Source organism: Bacillus sp. REN3 (genome assembly GCF_017912555.1).
In the GTDB taxonomy this organism is placed as follows: domain Bacteria; phylum Bacillota; class Bacilli; order Bacillales; family Cytobacillaceae; genus Mesobacillus.
Genome location: NZ_JAERSD010000027.1, coordinates 1 through 26,827 on the forward strand (window position 1 = coordinate 1; position 26,827 = coordinate 26,827).

42 protein-coding genes are annotated in these 26,827 nt (G+C 45.9%); 1 reads left to right on the forward strand and 41 read right to left on the reverse strand.

Going from position 1 to position 26,827, the window contains the following annotated elements; translation table 11 throughout:
- Positions 1 to 56 precede the first annotated feature (56 nt).
- A complete protein-coding gene (locus JJQ88_RS18215; RefSeq protein ID WP_210367471.1) occupies positions 57 to 1,214 on the forward strand; it encodes a site-specific integrase in 1,158 nt (385 codons plus the stop codon).
- Between the two features lie 100 nt (positions 1,215 to 1,314).
- Here JJQ88_RS18215 and rpsI read toward each other — a convergent pair whose 3' ends face one another.
- From rpsI to JJQ88_RS18420, 41 genes are all read right to left on the reverse strand, one after another.
- Entirely contained in the window at positions 1,315 to 1,707 is a 393-nt protein-coding gene (gene rpsI / locus JJQ88_RS18220) for a 30S ribosomal protein S9 (protein WP_210367472.1), read from the reverse strand.
- A gap of 20 nt (positions 1,708 to 1,727) precedes the next feature.
- Entirely contained in the window at positions 1,728 to 2,165 is a 438-nt protein-coding gene (rplM, locus tag JJQ88_RS18225) for a 50S ribosomal protein L13 (RefSeq protein WP_210367473.1), read from the reverse strand.
- Between the two features lie 164 nt (positions 2,166 to 2,329).
- On the reverse strand, positions 2,330 to 3,091 hold the full coding sequence (truA, locus tag JJQ88_RS18230) for a tRNA pseudouridine(38-40) synthase TruA (protein WP_210367474.1): 762 nt from the start codon (positions 3,089 to 3,091) through the stop codon (positions 2,330 to 2,332).
- Between the two features lie 5 nt (positions 3,092 to 3,096).
- Positions 3,097 to 3,894 carry an energy-coupling factor transporter transmembrane component T family protein gene (locus tag JJQ88_RS18235; RefSeq protein ID WP_210367475.1) on the reverse strand — a complete coding sequence of 266 codons (798 nt, stop codon included), beginning with the start codon at positions 3,892 to 3,894 and terminating at the stop codon, positions 3,097 to 3,099.
- The gene (locus JJQ88_RS18240; RefSeq protein WP_210367476.1) at positions 3,891 to 4,760 is read right to left on the reverse strand and encodes an energy-coupling factor ABC transporter ATP-binding protein; all 870 of its coding nucleotides are present in this window, start codon (positions 4,758 to 4,760) and stop codon (positions 3,891 to 3,893) included. Before JJQ88_RS18240 ends, JJQ88_RS18235 begins: the two co-directional genes overlap by 4 nt.
- The gene (locus JJQ88_RS18245; protein ID WP_210367477.1) at positions 4,736 to 5,575 is read right to left on the reverse strand and encodes an energy-coupling factor ABC transporter ATP-binding protein; all 840 of its coding nucleotides are present in this window, start codon (positions 5,573 to 5,575) and stop codon (positions 4,736 to 4,738) included. The genes JJQ88_RS18240 and JJQ88_RS18245 overlap by 25 nt, the downstream gene beginning before the upstream one ends.
- Positions 5,576 to 5,993: 418 nt before the next feature.
- Positions 5,994 to 6,356, reverse strand: a complete 363-nt coding sequence (gene rplQ, locus JJQ88_RS18250) for a 50S ribosomal protein L17 (RefSeq protein WP_210367478.1) — start codon at positions 6,354 to 6,356, stop codon at positions 5,994 to 5,996.
- A 79-nt stretch (positions 6,357 to 6,435) separates the two neighbouring features.
- Positions 6,436 to 7,380, reverse strand: coding sequence for a DNA-directed RNA polymerase subunit alpha (locus tag JJQ88_RS18255; RefSeq protein WP_210367529.1), 945 nt, complete (start codon positions 7,378 to 7,380; stop codon positions 6,436 to 6,438).
- 178 nt (positions 7,381 to 7,558) lie between these two features.
- Positions 7,559 to 7,948, reverse strand: coding sequence for a 30S ribosomal protein S11 (gene rpsK, locus JJQ88_RS18260; RefSeq protein ID WP_210367479.1), 390 nt, complete (start codon positions 7,946 to 7,948; stop codon positions 7,559 to 7,561).
- A gap of 24 nt (positions 7,949 to 7,972) precedes the next feature.
- Entirely contained in the window at positions 7,973 to 8,338 is a 366-nt protein-coding gene (gene rpsM / locus JJQ88_RS18265; RefSeq protein ID WP_210367480.1) for a 30S ribosomal protein S13, read from the reverse strand.
- A gap of 24 nt (positions 8,339 to 8,362) precedes the next feature.
- Positions 8,363 to 8,476 (reverse strand): 50S ribosomal protein L36, encoded by a 114-nt coding sequence (gene rpmJ / locus JJQ88_RS18270; RefSeq protein ID WP_003156543.1) that lies wholly within the window; start codon positions 8,474 to 8,476, stop codon positions 8,363 to 8,365.
- Positions 8,477 to 8,513: 37 nt separating this feature from the next.
- Positions 8,514 to 8,732 (reverse strand): translation initiation factor IF-1, encoded by a 219-nt coding sequence (gene infA / locus JJQ88_RS18275; RefSeq protein WP_050613653.1) that lies wholly within the window; start codon positions 8,730 to 8,732, stop codon positions 8,514 to 8,516.
- A gap of 231 nt (positions 8,733 to 8,963) precedes the next feature.
- Positions 8,964 to 9,710 (reverse strand): type I methionyl aminopeptidase, encoded by a 747-nt coding sequence (map, locus tag JJQ88_RS18280; RefSeq protein ID WP_210367481.1) that lies wholly within the window; start codon positions 9,708 to 9,710, stop codon positions 8,964 to 8,966.
- Positions 9,710 to 10,360, reverse strand: a complete 651-nt coding sequence (locus JJQ88_RS18285; RefSeq protein ID WP_210367482.1) for an adenylate kinase — start codon at positions 10,358 to 10,360, stop codon at positions 9,710 to 9,712. The genes map and JJQ88_RS18285 overlap by 1 nt, the downstream gene beginning before the upstream one ends.
- Before the next feature lie 56 nt (positions 10,361 to 10,416).
- Entirely contained in the window at positions 10,417 to 11,712 is a 1,296-nt protein-coding gene (gene secY / locus JJQ88_RS18290; protein WP_210367483.1) for a preprotein translocase subunit SecY, read from the reverse strand.
- Complete coding sequence (gene rplO / locus JJQ88_RS18295) at positions 11,712 to 12,152, reverse strand: 50S ribosomal protein L15 (protein WP_210367484.1); 441 nt, start codon at positions 12,150 to 12,152, stop codon at positions 11,712 to 11,714. The genes secY and rplO overlap by 1 nt, the downstream gene beginning before the upstream one ends.
- 33 nt (positions 12,153 to 12,185) lie before the next feature.
- Complete coding sequence (gene rpmD, locus JJQ88_RS18300) at positions 12,186 to 12,368, reverse strand: 50S ribosomal protein L30 (RefSeq protein ID WP_210367485.1); 183 nt, start codon at positions 12,366 to 12,368, stop codon at positions 12,186 to 12,188.
- A gap of 13 nt (positions 12,369 to 12,381) precedes the next feature.
- Positions 12,382 to 12,882 (reverse strand): 30S ribosomal protein S5, encoded by a 501-nt coding sequence (rpsE, locus tag JJQ88_RS18305; RefSeq protein WP_210367486.1) that lies wholly within the window; start codon positions 12,880 to 12,882, stop codon positions 12,382 to 12,384.
- A 24-nt stretch (positions 12,883 to 12,906) separates the two neighbouring features.
- Entirely contained in the window at positions 12,907 to 13,266 is a 360-nt protein-coding gene (rplR, locus tag JJQ88_RS18310; RefSeq protein WP_210367487.1) for a 50S ribosomal protein L18, read from the reverse strand.
- 32 nt (positions 13,267 to 13,298) lie between these two features.
- A complete protein-coding gene (gene rplF / locus JJQ88_RS18315; RefSeq protein WP_210367488.1) occupies positions 13,299 to 13,835 on the reverse strand; it encodes a 50S ribosomal protein L6 in 537 nt (178 codons plus the stop codon).
- A gap of 31 nt (positions 13,836 to 13,866) precedes the next feature.
- The gene (rpsH, locus tag JJQ88_RS18320; RefSeq protein WP_210367489.1) at positions 13,867 to 14,265 is read right to left on the reverse strand and encodes a 30S ribosomal protein S8; all 399 of its coding nucleotides are present in this window, start codon (positions 14,263 to 14,265) and stop codon (positions 13,867 to 13,869) included.
- 30 nt (positions 14,266 to 14,295) lie between these two features.
- On the reverse strand, positions 14,296 to 14,481 hold the full coding sequence (locus JJQ88_RS18325; RefSeq protein ID WP_071355930.1) for a type Z 30S ribosomal protein S14: 186 nt from the start codon (positions 14,479 to 14,481) through the stop codon (positions 14,296 to 14,298).
- A 25-nt stretch (positions 14,482 to 14,506) separates the two neighbouring features.
- Entirely contained in the window at positions 14,507 to 15,046 is a 540-nt protein-coding gene (gene rplE / locus JJQ88_RS18330) for a 50S ribosomal protein L5 (protein WP_210367490.1), read from the reverse strand.
- A 26-nt stretch (positions 15,047 to 15,072) separates the two neighbouring features.
- Complete coding sequence (gene rplX / locus JJQ88_RS18335; RefSeq protein ID WP_210367491.1) at positions 15,073 to 15,384, reverse strand: 50S ribosomal protein L24; 312 nt, start codon at positions 15,382 to 15,384, stop codon at positions 15,073 to 15,075.
- Between the two features lie 33 nt (positions 15,385 to 15,417).
- On the reverse strand, positions 15,418 to 15,786 hold the full coding sequence (rplN, locus tag JJQ88_RS18340) for a 50S ribosomal protein L14 (RefSeq protein ID WP_210367492.1): 369 nt from the start codon (positions 15,784 to 15,786) through the stop codon (positions 15,418 to 15,420).
- Positions 15,787 to 15,826: 40 nt separating this feature from the next.
- Entirely contained in the window at positions 15,827 to 16,090 is a 264-nt protein-coding gene (rpsQ, locus tag JJQ88_RS18345) for a 30S ribosomal protein S17 (RefSeq protein WP_210367493.1), read from the reverse strand.
- A 19-nt stretch (positions 16,091 to 16,109) separates the two neighbouring features.
- A complete protein-coding gene (gene rpmC, locus JJQ88_RS18350) occupies positions 16,110 to 16,310 on the reverse strand; it encodes a 50S ribosomal protein L29 (RefSeq protein WP_079504261.1) in 201 nt (66 codons plus the stop codon).
- Entirely contained in the window at positions 16,300 to 16,734 is a 435-nt protein-coding gene (gene rplP, locus JJQ88_RS18355) for a 50S ribosomal protein L16 (RefSeq protein WP_210367494.1), read from the reverse strand. The genes rpmC and rplP overlap by 11 nt, the downstream gene beginning before the upstream one ends.
- A 1-nt stretch (position 16,735) precedes the next feature.
- Positions 16,736 to 17,392 carry a 30S ribosomal protein S3 gene (gene rpsC, locus JJQ88_RS18360; protein ID WP_210367495.1) on the reverse strand — a complete coding sequence of 219 codons (657 nt, stop codon included), beginning with the start codon at positions 17,390 to 17,392 and terminating at the stop codon, positions 16,736 to 16,738.
- Positions 17,393 to 17,395: 3 nt separating this feature from the next.
- Positions 17,396 to 17,737 carry a 50S ribosomal protein L22 gene (gene rplV, locus JJQ88_RS18365; protein ID WP_079504264.1) on the reverse strand — a complete coding sequence of 114 codons (342 nt, stop codon included), beginning with the start codon at positions 17,735 to 17,737 and terminating at the stop codon, positions 17,396 to 17,398.
- Between the two features lie 18 nt (positions 17,738 to 17,755).
- The gene (gene rpsS, locus JJQ88_RS18370; protein ID WP_210367496.1) at positions 17,756 to 18,034 is read right to left on the reverse strand and encodes a 30S ribosomal protein S19; all 279 of its coding nucleotides are present in this window, start codon (positions 18,032 to 18,034) and stop codon (positions 17,756 to 17,758) included.
- Between the two features lie 57 nt (positions 18,035 to 18,091).
- Complete coding sequence (gene rplB / locus JJQ88_RS18375) at positions 18,092 to 18,922, reverse strand: 50S ribosomal protein L2 (RefSeq protein ID WP_210367497.1); 831 nt, start codon at positions 18,920 to 18,922, stop codon at positions 18,092 to 18,094.
- A gap of 29 nt (positions 18,923 to 18,951) precedes the next feature.
- On the reverse strand, positions 18,952 to 19,239 hold the full coding sequence (rplW, locus tag JJQ88_RS18380; RefSeq protein ID WP_210367530.1) for a 50S ribosomal protein L23: 288 nt from the start codon (positions 19,237 to 19,239) through the stop codon (positions 18,952 to 18,954).
- Complete coding sequence (rplD, locus tag JJQ88_RS18385) at positions 19,236 to 19,859, reverse strand: 50S ribosomal protein L4 (RefSeq protein WP_210367498.1); 624 nt, start codon at positions 19,857 to 19,859, stop codon at positions 19,236 to 19,238. Before rplD ends, rplW begins: the two co-directional genes overlap by 4 nt.
- A gap of 26 nt (positions 19,860 to 19,885) precedes the next feature.
- The gene (rplC, locus tag JJQ88_RS18390; RefSeq protein WP_210367531.1) at positions 19,886 to 20,515 is read right to left on the reverse strand and encodes a 50S ribosomal protein L3; all 630 of its coding nucleotides are present in this window, start codon (positions 20,513 to 20,515) and stop codon (positions 19,886 to 19,888) included.
- Between the two features lie 37 nt (positions 20,516 to 20,552).
- On the reverse strand, positions 20,553 to 20,861 hold the full coding sequence (gene rpsJ, locus JJQ88_RS18395; protein ID WP_210367499.1) for a 30S ribosomal protein S10: 309 nt from the start codon (positions 20,859 to 20,861) through the stop codon (positions 20,553 to 20,555).
- A 1,237-nt stretch (positions 20,862 to 22,098) separates the two neighbouring features.
- Entirely contained in the window at positions 22,099 to 23,286 is a 1,188-nt protein-coding gene (gene tuf / locus JJQ88_RS18400; protein WP_210367500.1) for an elongation factor Tu, read from the reverse strand.
- Positions 23,287 to 23,409: 123 nt separating this feature from the next.
- Positions 23,410 to 25,488 carry an elongation factor G gene (gene fusA, locus JJQ88_RS18405; protein WP_210367501.1) on the reverse strand — a complete coding sequence of 693 codons (2,079 nt, stop codon included), beginning with the start codon at positions 25,486 to 25,488 and terminating at the stop codon, positions 23,410 to 23,412.
- Between the two features lie 48 nt (positions 25,489 to 25,536).
- Positions 25,537 to 26,007, reverse strand: a complete 471-nt coding sequence (rpsG, locus tag JJQ88_RS18410) for a 30S ribosomal protein S7 (RefSeq protein ID WP_210367502.1) — start codon at positions 26,005 to 26,007, stop codon at positions 25,537 to 25,539.
- Positions 26,008 to 26,045: 38 nt separating this feature from the next.
- Entirely contained in the window at positions 26,046 to 26,468 is a 423-nt protein-coding gene (gene rpsL / locus JJQ88_RS18415; protein ID WP_210367503.1) for a 30S ribosomal protein S12, read from the reverse strand.
- Positions 26,469 to 26,567: 99 nt separating this feature from the next.
- Positions 26,568 to 26,816 (reverse strand): 50S ribosomal protein L7ae-like protein, encoded by a 249-nt coding sequence (locus tag JJQ88_RS18420; RefSeq protein ID WP_210367504.1) that lies wholly within the window; start codon positions 26,814 to 26,816, stop codon positions 26,568 to 26,570.
- Between the last annotated feature and the right edge of the window lie 11 nt (positions 26,817 to 26,827).

The following is a 26,827-nucleotide window of genomic DNA, read 5'->3' on the forward strand; positions in this document are numbered from 1 at the left end:
AGAAGACTATGTGTACATAGTTTATTTATGAGCCTTGCGGCTCCCCCAGTAAACCGATGGATTTCGTCAATCGCCCCGCTTATATGTTTAATGCGTATCTCGGCAAGGATCCACTCACTGGAAAAAAGAAACGAACCACACGGAGGGGCTTCAAGACAAAAAAGGAAGCAAATATTGCGCTATCTAAAATATTGGTGGAAGTCGATGAACTTGGACTCCGCCAACATGATCAGATGACCTTCCAAGAAGTTTTTGAGGAATGGTTTAAGCAACATCGTAAAGAAGTAAAGCCAACTACAGTGTATGCAATGGAGAGTAAATTCCGCCGGAGAATCCTCCCAGTCTTCGGTCCTTACAAAATGAAAGACATATCCCGATCCCATTGTCAAAAAGCTATTAACGCTTGGGCTCAGGAGCTTAAAACCTTCAATGATTATAAGATACAAGCAAACCTGGTCTTCCGATATGCCATGAAAATGGATATTATTAAGCGCAATCCGATGGATTATGTCACATTGCCGAAACTAAAACATGAAATGGAATATAATGCGGAATGGGAAGAGAAAAAGTATTACTACACGCGAGAAGAGCTCAGAAGCTTCCTGGAGACGATTCAAGACGATGACATGGCATATACCATGTTTCGGTTACTCGCCTTCACAGGGGCACGCAAGGGGGAACTGTATGCCCTGCATTGGTCGGACGTGGACTTCCAACATAAGTCAATCAGCTTAAAAAAGACCTTGATTCACACGAGCGGAAAAAAACAGCTACAGACATCAAAAACAAAGGCCTCTCGGCGTGTGGTTAGCTTGGATGATGAAACACTCGCGATCTTAAAGAAATGGCGTAGCAAGCAAATACAGCGCTATTTGAAGTTAGAACTTGCCGCTCCTTTTCAATCTGATAATAAGCAACCCATCTTTACGGTCTATAATCAGTTAAAACATGAAATGGATTATTGTCGACTGGCTTACTTAAATGAAAAGCTAGAAAGGATATATCTAAAGAACCCGGAGCTGCCACAAATAAATGTTCACGCCTTCCGGCATACACATGCCAGTTTGTTGTTTGCAGCCGGTGCTTCTATCAAAGATGTACAAGCCCGTCTCGGCCATACAGATATTCAAACCACGATGGATATTTACACTCATGTGACCGATGAAGCGAAGGAGAAAACAGCCGAGATGTTCCAGAAGTACATGAAATTTTAGCTCGGGGTATTCAAAGGGTATTCAATTCCAATTTTGGACATGAAAAAGCCCTCCTTGCTCAAAAGAGCATAGAGGGCAAAACCTTGGTATATAAGGTTTATTAACGCTTTGAGAACTGAGGTGCACGACGAGCGCCTTTAAGACCGTATTTCTTACGTTCTTTCATGCGGGCGTCACGAGTCAGAAGTCCTGCGCGCTTAAGTGTTGGACGGTATTCTGGGTCAGCTTGAAGCAATGCACGAGCGATGCCGTGGCGGATTGCGCCAGCTTGGCCAGTGTATCCACCGCCATTTACGTTTACAAGGATATCGTAGCTTCCAACGGTTTCAGTAGCAACAAGCGGCTGCTTAACTACTTCACGCAAAGCTGCGAATGGGATGTAGTCTTCGATTTCACGATTGTTGATGATGATTTTGCCAGTGCCTGGTACTAAACGAACTCGCGCAACGGAGCTCTTACGACGACCGGTACCGATATATTGAACCTGTGCCAAGTTAATTACCTCCTTAATTATTATCCGCGAAGTTCGTAAACTTCTGGTTGTTGTGCCTGATGTGGATGCTCATTGCCTGCATATACATGAAGCTTTTTAAACATTTGACGTCCAAGAGAGTTCTTTGGAAGCATGCCTTTGATAGCAAGCTCAAGCATTTTTTCAGCGTAGTTCGTACGCATTTCAAGAGCCGTTCTTTGCTTCAATCCGCCTGGGTGCATAGTGTGGCGGTAGTAGATTTTGTCATTCAATTTATTGCCTGTCAGTTCGATCTTGGAAGCGTTGATGATGATGACGTGATCACCAGTGTCAACATGTGGTGTGTAAGTTGGTTTATGTTTACCACGTAGAATGGATGCAACTTCAGAAGCAAGGCGTCCAAGAGTCTTGCCTTCAGCATCCACTACGTACCATTTACGCTCGATATTGTTGGCATTTGCCATAAACGTTGTACGCATGAGGTTCCCTCCTAATTATTCACAAAAAATTCCAGTTCATTGGTTGAGTATATTATACACGATTAACTTTCCGGGGCTGATCGTGGGGTTAACACATACCATATGATATAATATCTTGTTGTCAAGCAAATGTCAACACCAGGATTAGTTGTCATAAGCTTTTTTTAAAATTTTTTTTCATCTTCATTTTGATAGAAAACTTCCCACAGGTACAATCCGTGCCCAGGCGCGGTCTTCCCTGCCTGTGTCCGATCTCTTTTTTCAATAAGGCTAGGGATATCCCCGGGTATCCTTTTCCCCGTACCGATCTCCAGGAGTGTCCCGACAAGGATCCTCACCATATTGTAAAGGAAGCCGTCACCGACAAACCGGATCACGAGCAGACCATTCTCCTCCAGAAGGTCGATTTCCCGCAAAGTCCTGACCCTGTCCTCGACTTCGGATTTCGCCGAGCAAAAACTCGTGAAATCATGAGTTCCCAGCAGGTGTCCAATCGCTTCCTCCATCGCTGTGAAATCAAGCTTATAAGGAAACTGGTAGGCATAGTTCCGCTTGAATGGATCGCGGGTTTTCGATTGAAGGATAAAATAGCGGTATTCCTTGCCGACAGCATCGAACCTGGCGTGGAAGCCTGGTGCCGCAGCTTCGGCGGCCATGACCGCTATATCGGGAGGCAGCATGGAATTAAGTGCGGTCTGCCACCTGTCGGGTCCAAGCTCGAGCGGTGTATCAAAATGGATCACCTGTCCTCTCGCATGGACGCCGGCATCTGTGCGGCCTGAGGCACTGACTCTTACACTTGCGCCTTTATGGAGCTTTCCCAGCGCTTTTTCGATTTCACTTTGAACCGTCCTCTTTCCAGGCTGCACCTGATAGCCAGAAAAGCCAGTCCCGTCATATGCGATCGTGCATTTTAAACGCGGCATCAGCATTACCCTCTTAATAAGACTAAAAGTATCGTAACTGCCAGCAGGAGCAAGATCATTCCTGTATCTGCCGCTCCCCATTTGAGCTGGCGGTATTTTGTCCGACCTTCCCCGCCTTTGTAGCCCCGGGCTTCCATTGCGACAGCCAGCTCCTCAGCGCGCTTGAACGAGCTGATGAACAAGGGGATCAGCAACGGGACAATCGCCTTTATCCGCTCCTTGATCGGCCCGCTGGAGTACTCTACGCCCCGGGCCGTCTGCGCTTTCATGATCTTGTCGGTCTCCTGCATCAGCGTCGGGATGAACCTGAGCGATATTGACATCATCAACGCCAGCTCATGGACCGGGAAACGGAGTTTCTTCAATGGATTGAGCAGCGTTTCCATCCCATCGGTGATTTCGATTGGCGTTGTTGTCAGCGTCAAAAGCGAGGTGATAAGAATCAGCAGGAAGAAACGCAAGGAAATAAAGATTCCCTGCCTGATTCCTTCTTCATATATCTTTAGCCAGCCCCATTCGAAAACAAGCTCGCCTTCCCTCGTCATGAAGATATGGAGCAAGAATGTGAACAGAACGAGCAACAAGATCGGTTTCAGGCCGCCGTATAGGAATCGCAGCGGAACCCTCGACAGGCCGACCATCAGCAGCGTATACGCAGCCAGCACGCCGTATGTCAGCGCGTTGTTCGCGATGAAGACGACGCAGACAAACAAGAAAACGATGATCAGTTTCGAGCGGGGATCCATCCGATGTAGGATCGACTCTCCTGGCACATAACGGCCAAAAATCATTTTCTCCATCATTTCGGTCCGCCCCCTTTCAGGAACGCTGCGACCATGCTCGCAAGCACTTCCTCGGAAAGGGTGATTTTATCGAATTTCGTCTGGAATGTTTTTTCCATCTTCAGCTGAAGGCCGACTACTTCCGGCACGTCCAGTCCTAAATCGATCAGTGCCTCTGGGTTCGAAAAAATTTGATCTGGCGTTCCTTTCGTGAACACCTTCCCCTTATGCATGACAACAATTTCATCCGCATAGCGGGCTGCGTCCTCCATGCTGTGCGTCACGAGCACAGTGGAGAGGTTCTTCTTTTTATGAAGGGTATAGAATAAGTCCATGATTTCTTTTCGCCCGCGCGGATCAAGTCCCGCAGTCGGTTCATCAAGTACGATGACTTCCGGTTCCATGGCAAGCACCCCGGCAATCGCCACTCGGCGCATCTGCCCACCGGATAGATCGAACGGCGACTTTTCGAGGATTTCATCTGGCAGGCCGACGAGCTTGATTGCAGCCCTCGTCCGCTTCTTTGCTTCATCTTCAGCAACACCGAAGTTCATCGGGCCGAAGCAAATATCCTTCTCGACGGTTTCTTCGAATAATTGATGCTCGGGAAACTGAAATACAATCCCGACCTTTTCCCTTACGCTCTTCAGGTTCTTCTCTTTGCGGTTTGCCTTGATCTCCCTGCTGCCGATCAAGACCGATCCTTTCGTTGGCTTCAGCAGGGCATTGAGATGCTGCAGGACAGTCGACTTGCCCGATCCGGTATGTCCAATGATCGCCATATAGGTGCCCGAAGGAATGTCGATCGATACATCTGAGATAGCCAGCCTTTCAAATGGAGAGTTTGCCTGGTAACGGTATTCTATATTTTTGAGTGAGATGTCCATAACTCTGCCACCAGCTCTTCTTCGGTTAAATAGGATTTTGATAGCCCGATTCCCTTTGATCGCAGCTTCTTGCTCATTTTGACCGGGAACGGGATATCGAGTCCGAGTTCAATCAATTCTTCATCCATTTGAAAAATTTCCTCAGGTCTGCCTTCCCGGTGAAGCTCTCCCTTATTCATTACGATGATCCGGTCCGCCTTCGCTGCTTCTTCAAGGTCATGGGTAATCGAGATGACCGTCAGGTTTTCCCTGCTTTTCAGCTCCCTGACCGTCTCGATCACCTCTGCCCGGCCGCGGGGATCGAGCATCGAGGTTGCTTCATCGAGAATGATGATGGATGGCTGCAAGGCCAGCACTCCGGCAATCGCCACCCGCTGTTTTTGTCCGCCTGATAGATGGTGCGGCTCTTGATTCAGAAAGGTTCCCATTTTGACTTTTTCAAGTGAGTCGTGCACGCGCTTGACCATGGTTTCCCTTGGTACTCCGTGATTTTCCAGACCAAAAGCCACATCATCCTGGACTGTTGTCCCAACGAATTGGTTATCAGGATTTTGAAAAACCATTCCTACATTTTTTCTTATTTCCCAGACAGTTTCTTCAGAAAGAGGAATCCCGCACACTGTGATGGTTCCTTCCTGTGGGAATTGCAGCCCGTTCAACAGTTTTGCAAGCGTGGATTTGCCCGAACCATTATGTCCGACAATGGCCAGCCATTCCCCTTCATTTATATCAAAACTGATATTTTTCAGGGCAGGGGGGTGCTGAGCATCATAACTGAAAGATACATCTTTTATCCTAACTAGAGGCTTGCCCATCTCTGTCCTCCTCTCGACTCTTCGATTCTCTCTATGCTCTACTATATCTTTTTTAAAAAAGCCCTGCATACAAAAAAAGCCTGCACCTCTTCCCGGGCGGTTCGCATTCCGCAATCGATCGGTCCAACAGGACTGGGAAGAAGTGCATGAGCTAGACGAGACAGGCAGGAATGGCCCGGCAGGGGGGGCCACAGACTTCCACCCGCTACAGGACACCGGTACGCGGCATCCTAATTCCCTGGCTACATGGGGGCCAGGTGGGCCAATCCTTGATTAAGAGCCTGCTCATCATAACGCTCGTATTGGCTTGTGCTGCTTTTTCAGTTTTCAACAGAGCCAGGCTCTGAAAATATGAAAAAAGGGGATGAAACAAGTTTGTCTAAACTGTCCATCGCCCTTGCTTGAGTGTTTAATGGTATTAAACTAACTCGATGATTACCATTGGCGCACCGTCGCCACGGCGTGGTCCAAGTTTCATGATACGAGTGTATCCACCTTGACGCTCTGCATAGCGTGGAGCGATGTCAGCGAATAATTTCTGAACGGCATCCTGGTTTGTTTCAGCGTTTGCTACTTCATTGCGAACGTAAGCAGATGCCTGACGGCGGGCATGAAGGTCTCCGCGCTTTCCAAGAGTAATCATTTTCTCAACAACTGAACGAAGCTCTTTCGCACGTGTTTCAGTAGTTTCAATACGCTCATTGATAATCAAATCTGTTGTTAAGTCACGGAGCATTGCCTTACGCTGGTCACTTGTGCGTCCTAACTTTCTGTATCCCATGAGTGTTTCCCTCCTTTGTTGAAGTCATAAGCCGGCTGGATTCCAGCTGACAGCAAAATGCCTAGTTAACTGCAATTAACTAGTCATCTTTACGTAAGCCTAAGCCTAGCTCATCTAGTTTTGCTTTTACTTCTTCTAATGATTTTCTACCAAGGTTACGCACTTTCATCATATCTTCCTCTGTCTTGTGAGCAAGCTCCTGGACAGTGTTGATGCCCGCGCGCTTCAGGCAGTTATATGAACGAACAGAAAGATCGAGTTCCTCGATAGTCATTTCAAGGACTTTTTCTTTTTGATCTTCTTCTTTTTCTACCATGATTTCGGCATTTTGAGCTTCGTCAGTCAGGCCGACAAAAATGTTCAAATGCTCAGTCAGGATTTTAGCTCCGAGTGCAATAGCTTCCTTTGGACCAGTGCTTCCATCTGTCCATACATCGAAAGTCAGCTTGTCAAAGTTTGTCATTTGCCCTACGCGAGTGTTTTCTACTTGATAAGATACACGGGAAACCGGAGTGTAGATGGAGTCAATCGGGATTACACCAATTGGCTGGTCTTCACGCTTGTTCTGGTCAGCTGGCGTATAGCCTCGGCCTCTGCGTGCAGTCAAGCGCATACGCAATGCACCCTTCTTGGAAAGAGTCGCAATGTGCAGATCTGGATTCAAAATCTCTACGTCACTGTCATGCGTGATGCTCTCAGCTGTAATCGGACCTTCGCCCTGCATATCGATTTCGAGTGTCTTCTCTTCATCAGAGTAGATTTTCAAAGCTAGTTTCTTAACATTTAAAATGATTGATGTAACATCTTCTACGACGCCTTCAATTGTTGAGAACTCATGAAGTACTCCATCGATTTGAATCGATGTCACAGCTGCACCTGGGAGTGAGGATAATAGGATACGACGTAAGGAGTTACCCAAAGTTGTACCATATCCACGCTCAAGCGGTTCTACGACAAACTTGCCGTAATTGGCATCATCGCTGATCTCAACCGTTTCGATTTTTGGTTTTTCTATTTCGATCATCAAATATACCCTCCTTCAAAACGTCGAAACCCCGGCTGGTCCTAAACCATACCGAAATTCCCCCATGTATACGTTCCCGTCTGTGCACAACAACTGGATTAACTATTTTTCTGTATTTTCAGCAAATGTTTGTATCATATCCCATTATAGACAGGAGTACAAAATCTATACAGAAAAATTAAACACGGCGACGTTTTGGCGGGCGGCAGCCGTTATGCGGAACTGGAGTCACGTCTTTGATTGCAGTAACTTCCAGACCTGCTGCTTGAAGAGCACGGATAGCTGCTTCACGTCCGGCACCTGGTCCTTTTACTGTAACCTCCAGAGTTTTCAAACCATGTTCCATTGAAGTTTTAGCTGCTGTTTCAGCTGCCATTTGTGCTGCGAATGGAGTGGATTTACGTGAACCCTTGAATCCTAGCGCACCTGCACTTGACCATGATAATGCGTTACCATGAACATCTGTAATTGTTACAATTGTATTGTTGAAAGTTGAACGAATATGCGCAACTCCTGCTTCAATATTCTTTTTGACGCGGCGTTTGCGTGTATTAGTTTTACGAGCCATTTATTTGTTAACCTCCTTTACCGATTATTTTTTCTTGTTAGCTACAGTCTTACGAGGACCTTTGCGAGTACGTGCATTGTTCTTTGTGTTTTGTCCGCGAACAGGCAATCCACGACGATGGCGAAGGCCACGGTATGAACCGATTTCCATCAGGCGCTTGATGTTAAGGGAAACTTCACGGCGAAGGTCACCTTCAACCTTTAGCTTGTCGATGATATCACGGATTTTGTTCAGTTCATCTTCTGTCAGATCGCGTACACGAGTGTCTTCGGAAACACCAGCTTCAGCAAGTACTTTCTCAGCAGTTGGTCTGCCAATTCCAAAAATGTAAGTTAATGCAATTACTACACGCTTTTCACGTGGAATGTCTACACCAGCAATACGTGCCATTATAGATGCGCACCTCCTTTAATATTATCCTTGTTTTTGTTTATGTTTAGGGTTTTCACAGATCACCATGACTTTGCCTTTTCTGCGGATAACTTTGCATTTTTCGCAAATCGGCTTAACAGATGGTCTCACTTTCATTACTCTAACCTCCTTGGTAGTACGGAGTGCATTCGGTTTATTTAAAGCGGTAGGTAATTCTTCCGCGAGTCAAATCATATGGAGAAAGCTCGACTGTTACTTTATCTCCAGGCAGGATCCGGATGAAGTGCATCCTGATTTTGCCGGAAACATGAGCTAAAATTGTATGACCATTCTCTAATTCTACCTTAAACATTGCGTTAGGCAAAGTTTCAATCACTGTGCCTTCAATTTCGATTACATCATCTTTCGCCATGAACTAGTCTCCCTTCTTTGAGAACATTTACTATCCACCGTATGCTTCGCTGATGCAAAGCACAGCTTCCCTTTGGCCACAGCCTGTTCGGCAATTTTATCAGACAAATTGATGAAGTCAATACTCAACCGTATGATTATAACACAAATTGAGCATCCCGTCCGCAATAAAACATCATTATTGGCCATTTTTTAAGACTTAAAACAGGTTTAAGTAATACGAACAGCTGAATCAGACTTGAGTTAAAATCTCGAAGCCGGTTTCGGTGATCGCGATGGTATGCTCGAAATGTGCACACACTTTACCGTCCACCGTTACAACAGTCCAATTATCGGCTAACGTTTTGACATAGCGGCTTCCTGCGTTGACCATTGGTTCTACACATAGAACCATTCCAGGCCTCAGCCTTGGACCCCGGTTTGGAGGGCCATAATGAGGGACTTGCGGGTCTTCATGCAATTCTTTCCCAATACCGTGGCCGACATACTCGCGAACAATAGAAAAGCCTTGTGTTTCCACAAACGTTTGAATCGCATGGGAGATGTTCGATAGGCGTTCTCCTGGCTTAGCTTCCTTCAAGCCCCTGTAAAGGGACTCTTCTGTCACGTCCAATAGACGCTGGGCTTCATCATCAATCTTTCCAACCGGGTAGGTCCAAGCTGAGTCCCCATGGTACCCCTTGTACTTGGCACCGATATCGATGCTGATGACGTCGCCTTGATTCAAGACCCGTTTGCCAGGAATCCCGTGAACTAGTTCATTGTTGACCGATGCACAGATGCTGCCGCTGAAACCGTTATACCCTTTAAAGGAAGGGGTTGCTCCATGTTTGCGGATCACTTCCTCGCCAATAGCATCCAGTTCTTTCGTCGTGATTCCAGGAGCAATATGCTTTTTCAGCTCCTCGTGGGTCAACGCGACGATGCGGCCGGCTTCCCGCATGATTTCTATTTCACGAGAGGTTTTGCAAATGATCATTATAATAAGCCCCCAAGCAATTCATCGATATCAGCAAACACTTTATCAATGTCCTGCTGACCGTTGATATTGCGCAAGTAACCTTTTTCTTCATAGAAGCTCAATAGAGGCTTTGTCTGCTGGATATTAACGTCCAGACGGTTTTGGACTGTTTCTGCATTGTCATCAGCACGCTGATACAGTTCCCCGCCACATCTGTCACAAACCCCTTCGACTGAAGGTGGATTGAAGACAAGGTGGTAGGTAGCCCCACAGTTCTTACAGATCCTGCGGCCCGTTAAACGTTCCATCAGGATGCTTTGATCGACATCAATGTTGATGACATAGTCGATTTTCTTTCCTAGATCAACAAGCATTGCCTCCAGTGCTTCCGCCTGGGCAACTGTACGAGGGAACCCATCCAATAGGAATCCTTTTTCGCAGTCAGCCTTGCTTAAGCGCTCACGGACAATTCCGATCGTTACTTCGTCAGGAACAAGTTCCCCTTTGTCCATGAATGACTTTGCCTGTAATCCAAGTTCCGTTCCTTCTTTTATCGCTGCACGGAACATATCTCCTGTTGAGATATGAGGGATGTTGTATTTTCCAACAATTTTATCGGCTTGTGTGCCTTTACCGGCACCCGGAAGCCCCATCAGAACTAAATTCACACGATTTCCCCCTCAGTCTCTATTTAAAGATTCAGGGAACCAATGTCCCCTAAATCCTATTTTATAAAACCTTTATAATGGCGTTTTACAAGCTGAGCTTCAAGCTGCTTCATTGTCTCGAGCGCAACCCCGACAACAATCAGCAAGCTTGTTCCGCCAATCTGAACTGTTTGCGGCAGGCCAGCAAATTGAATGAAAAATACTGGCAGCACAGAAATAACGGCAAGGAAGATCGCGCCAACAAACGTCAGGCGATAAAGGACCCTTGTCAAATACTCCTGTGTATTTTTGCCCGGACGGATGCCCGGAACATATCCGCCTTGTTTCTTCAGGTTCTCGGCAACCTGTTCAGGATTGACCTGGATGAACGCGTAGAAGTAAGTGAACGCAATGATCAGGGCCACATAGACAATCATGCCGATTGGCTGTGTGTAATCAAAGGTTTTCTGGATCCACAATGTTACATCATTTGTGCCGAAGAACTGAGCGATTGTCGGAGGAGTGACGATAAACGAAATCGCGAAGATGACCGGGATGACACCAGCAGCGTTCACTTTCAAAGGAAGGTGAGTGTTTTGGCCGCCAACCGGGTTATTCCCCACGCTCATGCGTTTTGCGTACTGTATTGGTATTTTCCGGGTTGCCTGCTGGATGTAAATGACACCAACAATGATCGCGATGATCGCCAGCAGGATCAGAAGGACCGTAATGATCTGGAGGAATAATGCCTCTCCAGCATCCTCGAACTTCTGAGCGTAGATCTGGTTGACCATCGTAGGCAAGCCCGCAACGATACCAGCAAAGATAATGATTGAGATTCCGTTTCCTACCCCTTTAGCGGTGATCTGCTCGCCGAGCCACATCAGGAATGCGGTTCCGGCAGTCAAGACCGTCGCAATCAGCAGGTAAGTCCCGATTCCGGCATTCTGGATCAGCAATCCTCCTGCCATGTTATTAAAGCCATAAGACATACCGAGAGCCTGGATGAATCCAAGGACAATCGTGAAATAGCGGGTAAACTGAGCTAATTTACGGCGTCCGACTTCTCCTTGCTTGGACCATTCAGTAAACTTAGGCACAACATCCATCTGCAAGAGCTGGATGATGATGGAAGCAGTGATATACGGCATGATTCCCATCGCGAAGATCGAGAAGTTCTGCAGTGCACCGCCGCCAAATGTATTCAGCACGCCGAAGACACTCATGTCATCCTGTGCTCTTAAAATGTCAGCATTCACGCTTGGTACAGGTATGAATGTGCCAAGTCGGAATACAATCAACATTAAAAGGGTGAAGAGAATTTTATTTCTAATTTCACCCACACGCATAAAATTGGAGATTGTCTGGAACATTAAATCACCTCAGTTTGACCGCCAGCAGCTTCAATCGCTTCTTTGGCTGCAGAGGAGAACTTATGAGCTTTTACAGTCAGTTTCTTTTCCAAGTTTCCGTTAGCAAGGATTTTCACACCTGCTAATTCTTTCTTGACAAGACCTGTTTCGATCAAAAGTTCTGGAGTCACTTCTGTTCCATCTTCGAATCCGTTCAGTGCATTAAGGTTAACGACTGCGAACTCTTTGCGGTTGATGTTCGTGAAACCGCGTTTTGGCAAGCGTTGGAATAAAGGTGTTTGACCACCTTCAAAACCAGGGCGTACACCGCCGCCGGAACGAGCGTTTTGACCTTTATGACCTTTACCGGCAGTTTTACCTTGACCAGAACCGATACCGCGTCCAAGACGCTTGCGTTCTTTACGGGAACCTTCTGCAGGCTTTAATTCGTGAAGTTTCATGTTGGCACCTCCTTATTTTAAAAGAAGAATCATTTATTTTTCAGTTACTGTCACAAGATGAGAAACTTTGTTGATCATGCCGCGGATTGCTGCATTATCCTGCTTCTCAACTGTTTGGTTAACTTTGCGCAGACCTAGGGCCTTGACTGTTTCACGCTGATCTTGCGGACGGCCGATCAAGCTGCGTTTGAGGGTAATTTCCAATTTGCTAGCCATTTGATTTCCCTCCTTATCCTAACAGTTCTTCCACAGATTTACCGCGAAGCTTTGCTACTTCTTCAGCACGTTTAAGCTGTTTCAATCCATCGAGAGTCGCGCGGATTACGTTGATTGGTGTGTTTGTTCCCAATGATTTGGAAAGGATATCACCAATACCAGCTAACTCCAGGACCGCACGGACTGGGCCACCAGCGATAACTCCTGTACCTTCAAGAGCAGGCTTCAGAAGGATTTCACCAGCACCAAAATGTCCGATTACCTGGTGTGGAATAGTAGTCCCAACCATTGGCACCTCGATTAGGTTTTTCTTCGCATCTTCGATAGCTTTGCGAATCGCTTCTGGTACTTCCTGGGCTTTACCCGTACCAAAACCGACATAACCGTTTTTATCTCCTACTACGACAAGAGCAGAAAAACGGAAACGGCGTCCACCTTTGACAACTTTCGCAACACGGTTAACCGTAACTACGCGTTCTTCAAGTTCAAGTTTGTTTGGATCAATACGACGCATCTTTTTGTGTCCCTCCTTTTACTATTAAAATTCCAAGCCATTTTCACGAGCAGCATCGGCAAGTGCCTGGATGCGGCCATGATAGAGGTATCCGCCGCGGTCGAATACTACAGATTTGTAGCCTTTCTCAACAGCGCGCTTTGCGATAAGTTCACCGATCTTCTTTGCTGCTTCAAGGTTGTTGCCTTCAGCACTGACTTCTTTATCTAAAGTGGAAGCACTTGCTAAAGTTACTCCCTTCACATCGTCGATCAATTGAGCATAAATGTGCTTGTTGGAACGGAACACATTCAGGCGAGGACGAGCTTCAGTCCCGCTAAGTTTCGCACGGACACGAGCGTGTCGCTTACGGCGAGTAGCGTTTTTATCAGCCTTCGTAATCATTTACGTCACTCCTTTCGTTAACCTATGCGGCCTTACTTGCCAGTTTTACCTTCTTTGCGGCGTACATATTCGCCTTCATAACGAATACCTTTGCCCTTGTATGGCTCTGGCGGACGTACGTCACGGATGTTAGCAGCCAGTGCGCCAACACGTTCCTTATCAGTTCCTTTGATGATAACCTTTGTATTTGCAGGAACTTCGATTTCAAGGCCTTCTTCCGCCTCGATTTCAACTGGATGAGAGTATCCAACGTTCAGGACAAGCTTTTTGCCTTGTTTGGATGCACGGTAACCGACACCTACTAACTCAAGGCTCTTTTCAAATCCTTTGGAAACACCTTCAACCATGTTTGAAAGAACAGCGCGAGTCGTACCGTGAAGCGCACGATGCTCCTTCTGGTCAGAAGGACGGGAAATGTTGATCACGTTGTCCTCAATCTTGATTTCGATATCAGAGTGAAAAGTACGGGACAATTCACCTTTAGGTCCCTTTACCGTCGCGTGGTTGTTATCAAGTGTAACAGTCACGCCAGCTGGGATTTCAATTGGTTTTTTACCAATACGAGACATTTGTTGCACCTCCATTCATTCAGAAAGTCTATTACCAGACGTATGCTAAAACTTCTCCGCCCACTTGCTTTGCGCGAGCTTCTTTGTCAGTCAACACGCCGTTAGAAGTTGAAACTAGGGCAATACCTAAACCGTTAAGTACCTTTGGCACTTCATTTGATTTTGCGTAGACGCGAAGTCCTGGCTTGCTGATTCTTTTAAGACCAGTAATAACACGCTCGTTATTTGCACCGTATTTCAAGAAGATACGGATGATACCCTGTTTGTTGTCTTCGATATATTCAACGTCACGTACGAAACCTTCACGCTTAAGGATCTCAGCGATTTCTCTTTTAATGTTAGAAGCAGGTACTTCTAATTTTTCGTGACGTACCATATTCGCATTGCGAATACGAGTAAGCAAATCTGCAATCGGATCTGTCATGACCATTTAATTTACCTCCTTCCAGAGCTTTCAGTTTTACCAGCTAGCTTTTTTCACACCAGGAATTTGTCCTTTGTATGCTAATTCACGGAAACAAATACGGCAAAGCTTAAATTTGCGGTATACAGAGTGCGGACGGCCACAACGCTCACAGCGAGTGTACTCTTGTACTTTGTATTTAGGCGCGCGTTTTTGTTTCGCAATCATTGATTTCTTAGCCACGTTTTCGCCTCCCTCTTATTAGAGATTACTTTTGAAATGGCATTCCGAATTGTGTTAATAGTTCACGAGCTTCTTCATCAGTATTAGCAGTCGTAACGATAACAATGTCCATGCCGCGGACTTTATTGACTTTATCGTAATCAATCTCAGGGAAGATCAGTTGTTCTCTTACACCAAGTGTGTAGTTTCCGCGTCCGTCGAAAGATTTCTTGGAAACTCCGCGGAAGTCACGTACACGTGGCAATGACACTGAAATAAGCTTGTCTATGAATTGGTACATGCGCTCTCCGCGAAGTGTAACCTTTGCACCGATTGGCATGCCTTCACGAAGGCGGAAACCAGCGATTGATTTTTTCGCGCGAGTCACAACTGGCTTTTGGCCTGTGATTGTAGCTAATTCCTCAACAGCAGTATCAAGGGCTTTTGCGTTGGCAACAGCGTCACCCACACCCATGTTCACTACGATTTTTTCAAGCTTAGGTACTTCCATGACTGATTTATAATTGAATTTGCTCATAAGAGCAGGAGTAATTTCTTTGTTGAACTTTTCTTTTAGGCGGTTCATCGATTGTACCTCCCTTCTTCAATAGACTATTTATCTAGAACTTCACCGGATTTTTTAGCAACGCGTACCTTCTTGCCGTTTTCGACAGTGTAACCAACTCGGGTTGGTTCGCCGGATTTAGGATCGATAGGCATGACGTTTGATACATGGATAGGTGCTTCCTGGTTCAGGATTCCACCTTGTGGATTCACTTGTGAAGGCTTAGCGTGTTTTTTCACGATATTGATTCCTTCAACAAGGACACGGCTTTGCTTCGGGTAAGCTTCAAGGATGATCCCTGATTTGCCTTTGTCCTTACCAGAGATGACCATTACTTTGTCACCTTTTTTTACATGCATCTGTGTGCACCTCCTTAAAGGCATTTGAAATGATTATAGTACTTCTGGAGCTAATGAAACGATTTTCATGAAGTTGTTTTCACGAAGCTCACGTGCAACTGGTCCGAAGATACGAGTTCCGCGAGGGCTCTTATCGTCACGGATGATAACACAAGCATTCTCGTCAAAGCGGATATAAGAACCGTCAGTACGGCGCATACCTGTTTTTGAACGAACGATAACCGCTTTAACAACATCACCTTTTTTAACAACGCCACCTGGTGTTGCTTGTTTCACTGTGCAGACGATTACGTCTCCGATATTTGCAGTCTTACGGCCGGAACCGCCAAGGACTTTGATAGCCAGAACTTCACGAGCACCTGAATTGTCAGCAACTTTTAAACGTGATTCCTGTTGGATCATGCGAGTAACCTCCCTTCGGAATAAACCTTAATCCGAACAATTAGATAATAACAGCTTTTTCCACCACTTCTACAAGGCGGAAACGTTTTGTAGCAGATTGCGGACGAGTTTCCATGATACGTACTACGTCGCCAATCTTAGCTTCATTCTGCTCATCATGAGCCTTGAACTTTTTAGAGTACTTAACACGCTTGCCGTATAGCGGATGCTTTTTGTATGTTTCAACAAGAACCGTGACAGTTTTGTCCATCTTGTCGGATACTACGCGTCCAGTATAAACTTTGCGTTGGTTGCGTTCACTCATTGTGAGAACCTCCTCTCAATTATCTGTTAACGCCGATTTCTCTTTCACGAATGACAGTTTTCATGCGAGCAATCGCTTTGCGTACTTCACGAATGCGAGCTGTGTTTTCAAGTTGTCCAGTCGCTAATTGAAAGCGCAGGTTGAAAAGCTCTTCTTTCAAGGATTTAACTTTTTGTTCAATTTCAGCAGTGGTAAGGTCACGAATTTCATTAGCTTTCATTAGATTCACCACCAATTTCTTCTCGTTTAACAAACTTGCACTTTACAGGAAGTTTGTGTGCAGCTAGGCGCAATGCTTCGCGTGCGGTTTCTTCGGAAACGCCAGCGACTTCGAACATGATTTTGCCTGGTTTCACAACTGCAACCCAGCCTTCAGGTGAACCTTTACCGGAACCCATCCGCACTTCTAGAGGCTTAGCAGTGTATGGTTTGTGAGGGAAAATCTTGATCCAGACTTTTCCGCCACGCTTCATGTAACGAGTCATTGCAATACGAGCTGCTTCAATCTGGCGGTTCGTGATCCAAGAAGCTTCAGTAGCTTGAAGGCCATATTCACCAAATGTGACTTCTGCGCCGCCTTTTGCACGTCCGCGCATCTTTCCGCGGTGTTCACGACGATATTTAACGCGTTTAGGCAATAACATATTATTTGCCTCCTTCCTCGGATTTCTTCTTTGCAGGAAGGACCTCTCCACGATAAATCCATACTTTTACGCCAAGTTTTCCGTAAGTTGTATCTGCTTCAGCAGTAGCGTAATCGATATCGGCACGAAGAGTATGAAGTGGAACTGTTCCTTCGCTGTAATGTTCTGAACGGGCGATATCTGCACCGCCAAGACGGCCTGATACCATTGTTTTGATACCTTTAGCGCCTGCACGCATAGCACGTTGGATAACTTGCTTTTGAGCACGACGGAAAGAAACACGGTTTTCCAATTGGCGTGCGATATTTTCAGCGACCAATTTTGCATCGATATCAGCTTTTTTAATTTCAAGAATGTTTATATGAACACGTTTCCCAGTAAGCTGGTTCAGCGCTTTACGAAGAGCTTCGACTTCAGAACCACCTTTGCCGATGACCATTCCTGGCTTGGCAGTATGGATAGTTACGTTTAGGCGGTTAGCAGCACGTTCGATCTCTACTTTAGAAAGAGAAGCATCGCGTAAACGCTTTGAGATGTACTCACGAACCTTCAGGTCTTCGTGTAAAAGATCAGCGTAGTCTTTGCCTGCGTACCATTTGGATTCCCAATCACGGATGATTCCGACACGCAAACCGACTGGATTTACTTTTTGACCCACTGATTATCCCTCCTTCTTTTCTGATAAAACGATTGTAATATGGCTAGTACGTTTGTTAATTGCACTTGCACGGCCCATAGCACGCGGACGGAAACGTTTCAACGTTGGTCCCTCGTTTGCATACGCTTCGGATACGACAAGGTTATTAACATCCATTTCATAGTTGTGTTCTGCGTTAGCCAATGCAGATTTCAACACTTTTTCAACGATTGGGGAAGCTGCCTTAGGAGTAAGGTTAAGGATCGCCACCGCTTCACCAACTTGCTTTCCTCGAATTAAATCTAGAACTAAGCGAGCTTTACGAGGAGCAATTCGAACTGTTCTTGCAACAGCTTTAGCTTGCATTTGGATGCCCTCCTCTCATTAACGTCTTGTTTTCTTATCGTCATTGCCATGTCCTCTGTAAGAACGAGTTGGAGCGAACTCTCCAAGCTTGTGGCCTACCATGTCTTCAGTGACATAAACAGGTACATGTTTGCGACCATCGTAGACAGCAATTGTGTGTCCGATGAATTGTGGGAAGATCGTAGAACGGCGTGACCAAGTTTTAATAACTTTCTTCGCTTCCGTTTCGTTTAACTTTTCGATCTTTGTGATTAAATGCTCATCAACAAAAGGTCCTTTTTTTAAGCTGCGACCCATGATTGAACCTCCCTTCGTGATTGCCCTACGGTTCCCTCGAACCGTAGTCCAATCCCGTTATTTTTTACGACGACGTACAATAAACTTGTCGGATTTGTTTGTCTTCTTGCGAGTCTTCGCTCCAAGAGTTGGTTTACCCCATGGGGACATAGGTGATTTGCGTCCGATTGGCGCGCGCCCTTCACCACCGCCGTGTGGGTGATCGTTAGGGTTCATGACAGATCCGCGAACAGTTGGGCGTTTGCCTAACCAGCGAGAGCGGCCTGCTTTACCGATTGTGATCAATTCGTGTTGTTCGTTGCCAACTTGGCCGACTGTCGCGCGGCACTCAGCAAGGATCATGCGCACTTCGCCTGAGTTCAAGCGAACCAACACGTATTTTCCTTCTTTACCAAGAACCTGTGCGGATGTTCCAGCGGAACGAACCAATTGCCCGCCTTTGCCAGGCTTCAATTCGATGTTGTGTACGACTGTACCAACTGGGATGTTAACTAGCGGAAGAGCGTTTCCTACTTTGATGTCAGCTGTTGGGCCGGACATGACTTCCATACCTACTTTCAGGTTTTTAGGAGCCAGGATATATCTCTTTTCACCATCTACATAGTTAATTAATGCAATATTAGCTGAACGGTTTGGATCATACTCAATTGTGGCAACGCGTCCTGGAATGCCATCTTTCGTGCGTTTGAAGTCGATGACTCTGTACTGACGCTTGTGGCCGCCACCTTGATGACGAACAGTCAACTTACCTTGGTTGTTACGACCGCCTTTTTTATGCAACGGAGCAAGCAAGGATTTCTCCGGCTTGTTCGTTGTGATTTCAGCAAAATCAGATGCTGTCATATTACGACGGCCATTGGAGGTAGGTTTGTACTTTTTAATCGCCATTTCATTTCCCTCCTCTTCTACTTAGGTTATTATACTTCGAAAAATTCGATTTCTTTGCTGTCTTCAGTAAGTTTCACGATTGCTTTGCGACGCTTGTTTGTGTAACCGCCGAACTTGCCCATGCGCTTGAACTTACCTTTGTAGTTCATGATGTTCACTTTTTCGACTTTCACATCGAAAATTGATTCGATCGCGTCTTTCACTTGTGTTTTGTTCGCTCTTGTATCAACTTCGAAAGTGTATTTCTTCTCGCCCATAAGGTCGGAAGAACGTTCTGTAATAACGGGGCGCTTAATGATATCGCGTGCATCCATTATGCAAGCACCTCCTCTACTTTTTCAACAGCTGCTTTTGTCATGATCAGCTTATCATGATTTAAAACATCCAATACGTTGATTCCATCAGCAGTGATAACAGTCACGCCAGGAATGTTACGTGCGGAAAGTGCGACGTTTTCGTCAAGACCTGCTGTTACAACAAGAGCTTTCGTGTTCACTGAAAGGCCTTTAAGTACATTTGTGAATTCCTTTGTCTTTGGCGCTTCGAAAGCAAGGCTTTCAAGAACCAGGATGTTTTCCGCTTGTACTTTTGAAGATAGAGCAGATTTGATCGCTAAACGACGGACTTTTTTAGGCAATTTATAGCTGTAGCTGCGTGGAACTGGTCCGAAAACAGTACCGCCTCCGCGCCATTGTGGGGAACGGATGGATCCCTGGCGAGCACGTCCAGTACCTTTTTGGCGCCATGGCTTACGTCCACCGCCCGCTACTTCAGAACGAATTTTTGTTTTGTGAGTGCCCTGACGTAATGAAGCCCTTTGCATGATCACAGCTTCGAACATTACGTGGTTGTTAGGCTCGATACCAAACACTGACTCGTTAAGTTCGATTTCTCCAACTTCTGAACCAGCTTGGTTGAATAATGCTACTTTCGGCATTCTAATTTCCTCCTTTCCCGTAAAAATTACTTAGCTTTTACAGCACCTTTGATTTTTAAAAGGGCTTTTCTCGCACCAGGAACGTTCCCTTTGATCAAAAGAAGGTTGCGTTCTGTGTCAACTTTAACGATTTGCAGGTTTTGGACAGTAATCTGTTCCCCACCCATACGTCCTGGCAATTCTTTGCCTTTGAATACGCGGTTCGGAGCAACAGGACCCATTGAACCAGGGCGGCGGTGGTAACGAGAACCGTGAGCCATTGGTCCGCGGGATTGTCCGTGGCGCTTGATCGCACCTTGGAAACCTTTACCCTTTGAAATTCCTGTAACATCTACAATATCGCCTTCCGCGAAAATATCAACTTTGACTTCCTGACCAACTTCATAGCCCGCTAAGTCTACTCCGTCGAATTCTTTCACGAAGCGCTTAGGAGCAGTGTTTGCTTTTGCAACGTGGCCTTTTTCTGGTTTGTTGGAAAGCTTTTCGCGCTTGTCTTCAAAGCCAAGCTGTACTGCCTCGTAACCATCTGTCTCAACAGATTTCACTTGAAGCACTACGTTTGGAGCAGCTTCGACAACAGTAACCGGGATAAGGTCGCCGTTTTCAGCAAATACTTGAGTCATACCGATCTTTCTTCCTAAGATTCCTTTGGTCATTTCAGTCACACCTCCTGTATGTTTGAATGATTATTTGTTAAAGTTTGATTTCGATATCTACACCTGATGGCAGGTCTAAACGCATAAGTGAATCGACCGTTTGCGGTGTCGGATTGACGATGTCAATCAGACGCTTATGTGTACGCATCTCGAACTGCTCACGAGAATCTTTGTACTTGTGCACCGCACGAAGAACTGTGTAAACAGATTTTTCTGTTGGCAGCGGAATCGGACCAGACACCGCAGCACCAGAACGCTTAGCTGTTTCAACGATTTTCTCTGCAGATTGATCAAGGATTCTGTGATCATAAGCTTTTAAACGGATACGAATTTTTTGTTTTGCCATTACTTTCCCTCCTTTTCGCCTATTTTCAAATAGACATTCTCCGCGAAAATTTCCCACACACTCGCCATGGCAAAGCGGCCGGGTGTGTCAGCAACCTTCCGCATCATCGCAGTCAAAGACCAACATTGTCTATTATACATAAAACATAATTCAAACGCAATATTATTTCCGTTATTTCATTATGTTCAATACACTTTTTCTATTATAGCGGGGGAAGTGGGAAATGACAAGATGAGAGAATAATTTCTAAAATTTCTCATTCAAAAAAATTCCCTTCATCGATCTCTTCTATATATATAGAAGAAACACGGCAACGATTTTTCATTTCTGTTCCCACAGGCTTGTTTTACCTGTAAGAGCAACCATTCTTTTTCCACGTGTCCCTTATCAGCAGCGGACTTCATCTGGAACAACAGACTGTTTGCCGACAAACTGGATAAGCGAGCAACCTTGCGCTTTACAAACGATAAGGATTCCAGCGGACACCGAGGATTGTTTACCAGAGTTGCGTCCATCATAATGACAGTTGGCTGACAGTTCTATGATTGGGAAACATTCGGCAATGAAATATTGTTCGCCAGAGAAGAAGACACCAGGGTAGCAGAGTTTCAGTGTCTGACGTTGTTTTTGTAGGCACAATGGACAAATAAAAGCTGTTTTTAATCTCCTCGATCTCCCTGCCTGGCCTATGAATCTCCTAAAGTTTTGGCTTTTGTCTCCTTCTTTCGAATCCGTCCCTAAAATAACTGGTTTTCAGGGTTGCTTTTTTAATAACAAAAAAAACAACTCCTCGTTCAACCCGACAAGTGCTGGCCGGCAAAGCATTCTGCGGCAACTGCGCACTCTGCCATCCATTCACTTTGAAAGACCGGCAGTCGAAGTCGTTTCTTTGATTCCTTGGCGGGACCGAAGCGTGTAGTTGGCGCCAGGGGCTGTAGCCTGATATAGTGAATACTCCATTTAGTTATCTATCCACACCTAAAGAATTTTGTCATACCCTAAACAACAAAGAAACCCGCCGAGCAGCGGATTTAAGATGATGGGAGAGAGACATTCCTCCCTGGCCCGATTTGTTGGTTTGTCTATACTGCTTGAAGAAAGCCTTGTTACATTGTTTCATTTCCCAAAATTCCCGGAAGTTCCAATGCCTCTTCCGGACCACATAAAAAAGCAGCTGGATCGTCACCCAGCTGCTTTCTGCCAGATCGTCACCTGGCATTATATTTTTTTATAAATATTACGCTTGGATAGACGCAACTACGCCTGCGCCTACTGTACGTCCGCCTTCACGAATAGAGAACTTAGTTCCTTCTTCGATCGCGATTGGAGCGATTAGCTCAACAGTCATTTCGATGTTGTCGCCAGGCATAACCATTTCTACGCCTTCTGGAAGAGTTACGATACCAGTTACATCAGTTGTACGGAAGTAGAACTGAGGACGGTAGTTAGAGAAGAATGGAGTGTGACGTCCACCTTCTTCTTTTGAAAGAACGTATACTTCAGCTTTGAATTTTGTGTGTGGCTTAACAGAACCTGGCTTAGCAAGTACTTGTCCGCGCTGTACATCTTCACGGGAGATACCACGAAGAAGGGCACCGATGTTGTCTCCAGCTTCTGCATAGTCAAGAAGCTTACGGAACATTTCTACTCCAGTTACTGTAGTAGATTTTGGCTCTTCAACCAAACCGATGATTTCTACAACGTCACCGACTTTAACTTGTCCGCGCTCAACACGGCCAGTAGCAACTGTTCCACGGCCAGTGATTGAGAAAACGTCCTCAACAGGCATCATGAATGGCTTGTCAGTTTCACGCTCAGGATTTGGGATGTACTCATCAACGGCATCCATAAGCTCGATGATTTTTTCTTCCCATTGTGCATCGCCTTCAAGAGCTTTAAGAGCAGAACCTTTGATGACTGGGATGTCATCACCAGGGAAGTCGTATTCAGAAAGAAGGTCACGTACTTCCATTTCTACTAGTTCAAGAAGTTCTTCGTCATCAACCATATCGCACTTGTTCATGAATACAACAAGGTAAGGTACGCCTACCTGACGGGAAAGAAGGATATGCTCACGAGTTTGTGGCATTGGGCCGTCAGCAGCAGATACTACAAGGATACCGCCGTCCATTTGAGCAGCACCTGTGATCATGTTCTTAACATAGTCAGCGTGTCCTGGGCAGTCAACGTGCGCATAGTGACGGTTATCAGTTTCGTACTCAACGTGTGAAGTAGAGATTGTGATTCCGCGCTCACGCTCTTCTGGAGCAGCGTCAATTTGGTCGTAACCACGTGCTTCACCGCCGCCCTTCTTCGAAAGAACAGTTGTGATCGCTGCAGTTAGAGTTGTTTTACCATGGTCAACGTGACCAATTGTACCAATGTTAACGTGTGGCTTGGAACGATCGAATTTAGCTTTTGCCATTAGGAAAATCCTCCTTTGATTTGTAAAAATTAAGTATATTTAAGGTGCTGTGAAATAGGTCTCCCTACTCCACAGCGGCTTGCTTACACTAGTAGTTATACTTGATTGAATTCTGAAAATCAATTATTCACCACTATTTTTTTTGATGATTTCTTCAGAAACGGATTTAGGAACTTCTTCATAGTGGTCGAAGTGCATTGAGAATACACCGCGTCCTTGTGTGCTTGAACGAAGGGAAGTCGCATAACCGAACATTTCTGAAAGTGGAACCATCGCGCGGACTACTTGTGCGTTCCCGCGAGCGTCCATACCTTCAACACGGCCGCGGCGGGCTGTGATCATACCCATGATGTCTCCAAGGTATTCTTCAGGAATGACAACCTCCACCTTCATGACAGGCTCAAGGATGACTGGTTTACACTTGGAAGCAGCGTTCTTAAGCGCAAGGGAAGCGGCAATCTTAAACGCCATTTCTGATGAGTCAACATCGTGGTAAGAACCATCAAATAGTTTTGCCTTGATGTCAACCAATGGGTATCCAGCAAGGACACCACGCTCAAGCGCATCTGAAAGACCAGCTTGTACCGCTGGGATGTATTCACGAGGAACAACACCACCGACGATTGCGTTCTCGAATTCGAATCCTTTTCCTTCTTCGTTTGGAGAGAATTCGATCCAAACGTGTCCGTATTGACCGCGTCCACCGGATTGTCGGGCGAATTTACCCTCAACCTGGGCTGTTTCGCGGAAAGTCTCGCGGTATGCAACCTGAGGCGCACCAACGTTTGCTTCCACTTTAAATTCGCGACGCATACGGTCAACGAGGATATCAAGGTGAAGTTCACCCATTCCCGCGATGATTACCTGTCCAGTTTCCTGGTCAGTGTGCGCGCGGAATGTAGGGTCTTCTTCCTGGAGCTTTTGCAGCGCAGTAGTCATCTTATCCTGGTCAGCTTTTGACTTAGGCTCAACTGAAAGCTGGATGACAGGCTCAGGGAACTGCATGGATTCCAGGATTACAAGGTCTTTCTCATCACATAGCGTGTCACCTGTTGTGGTATCTTTCAAACCAACAGCTGCAGCAATGTCACCGGCGTAAACTGTCTCAATTTCCTGGCGGTGGTTCGCGTGCATCTGAAGAATCCGTCCGATCCGTTCACGCTTTCCTTTTGTCGAGTTCTTTACATAAGAACCAGACTGGAGAGTACCAGAGTAAACGCGGAAGAATGTAAGCTTACCTACATAAGGGTCTGTCATGACTTTGAACGCAAGTGCAGAGAAAGGCTCGCTGTCATCTGAATGACGCTCAACAGCTTCTTCTGTTTCCGGAATGTGTCCTTGGATTGAAGGCACATCCAATGGTGACGGAAGGTAGTCGATGACAGCATCAAGCATCAGCTGGACACCTTTGTTTTTGAACGCTGAGCCACAGATCACTGGGTAGAACTCAACGTTTGTAGTACCTTTACGGATGGCAGCCTTAAGTTCTTCAACTGTCACTTCTTCTCCGCCAAGGTATTTTTCCATAATCTCTTCATCAAGCTCTGCAACTGCTTCAATGAGTTTTTCACGGTACTCATCCGCTTGCGCTTTGTATTCTTCAGGAATTTCGCCAACCTCGATATCAGTACCAAGGTCGTTTCCATAGAATACGGCTTTCATTTCAACCAGATCGATGATGCCTGAGAATTGATCTTCAGCACCGATCGGAAGCTGGATCGGATGAGCATTCGCCTGGAGGCGATCATGCAGTGTGCCTACAGAATATAGGAAATCAGCACCAAGCTTATCCATTTTGTTTACGAATACGACACGAGGAACACCGTAAGTCGTTGCCTGGCGCCATACTGTTTCGGTTTGCGGCTCAACGCCTGATTGGGCGTCAAGTACGGCTACTGCTCCATCCAATACACGAAGGGAACGTTCTACTTCAACAGTGAAGTCTACGTGCCCTGGAGTATCGATGATGTTGACACGGTGGCCTTTCCATTGGGCTGTTGTCGCAGCAGAAGTGATCGTGATCCCACGTTCCTGCTCCTGCTCCATCCAGTCCATCTGGGAAGCACCCTCGTGGGTTTCGCCGAGTTTGTGGATACGGCCTGTATAATATAGAACACGCTCAGTTGTTGTTGTTTTACCAGCATCAATATGAGCCATGATTCCAATGTTACGAGTGTTTTCTAAGGAGAACTCTCTTGCCATTTGGTCTTTCTCCTTCCTAGTATGAGTGTTTTTAGATATAAAGTAAGATTACCAGCGGTAGTGAGCGAATGCTTTGTTCGCTTCCGCCATCTTGTGCGTATCTTCACGCTTCTTGACAGAAGCGCCAGTGTTGTTTGCAGCGTCAAGGATTTCATTGGCAAGACGCTCTTCCATTGTCTTTTCCCCACGAAGCCTTGAGTAGTTAACCAACCAGCGAAGACCAAGAGTTGTACGGCGGTCCGCACGCACCTCAACTGGTACTTGGTAGTTAGCTCCACCTACACGGCGGGCTTTTACTTCTAGAACAGGCATGATGTTCTTAAGAGCTTGATCGAATACTTCCATCGGCTCCTTGCCTGAACGCTCACGAATGATATCAAAAGCAGAATAAAGGATCTTTTGGGCTTTACCTCTCTTGCCGTCGATCATCATTTTGTTGATCAGACGAGTAATCAGCTTTGAGTTGTAAATCGGATCCGGCAATACGTCCCTTTTTGCAACTGGACCTTTACGTGGCATGTTTTTTCCTCCTTTCAGAAAGGGTCATTAAATTGAGATTATTTTTTAGCAGCTTTCGGTTTCTTGGTTCCGTACTTTGAACGGCCCTGCATACGGTTGTTAACACCAGCAGTATCAAGAGCACCACGAACGATATGGTAACGTACACCCGGTAAGTCTTTCACACGTCCTCCACGGATCAGAACAACGCTGTGCTCCTGAAGGTTGTGTCCGATACCAGGGATATAGGCAGTTACCTCGATTCCGTTAGTCAAACGTACACGAGCGTATTTACGCAACGCAGAGTTTGGTTTCTTCGGAGTCATTGTACCGACACGAGTACATACACCACGTTTTTGTGGAGATGTCACGTTTGTTTGAGCTTTTTTGAAGCTGTTGTAACCTTTGTTAAGCGCTGGAGATTTTGAAGTCTCCTCTTTTGAGCTACGCGGCTTGCGCACTAATTGGTTAATTGTAGGCATGATTTTTCCTCCCTTCACTTTTTGTAAGCCCACACATCCAGGTGGTTCATTTTTTTACAAAAAACAAAGTTCTTGCAGGCAACCCTGCAAAAACAGTTTTTACTTGGTAATCGCTACAGCTGCTGCCCCTACCGAAATGCCGCATGCTTTCCCCAATTTCCTCATTGAGTCAACATACGTAATTGGCGTGTTCGTATCCCTGGCTACCCGCAGTAATTCCGCCGTCACTTTCGCTTCGGCATCCTTCGCGATCACCAGCTCAGCTGCTTCGCCAGATTTCAGGGCTTTCACTGCCTGCTTCGATCCTATTATTATCTTTTTAGCCTGCGATACTTTTTCATAAGACATGAAAATCCTCC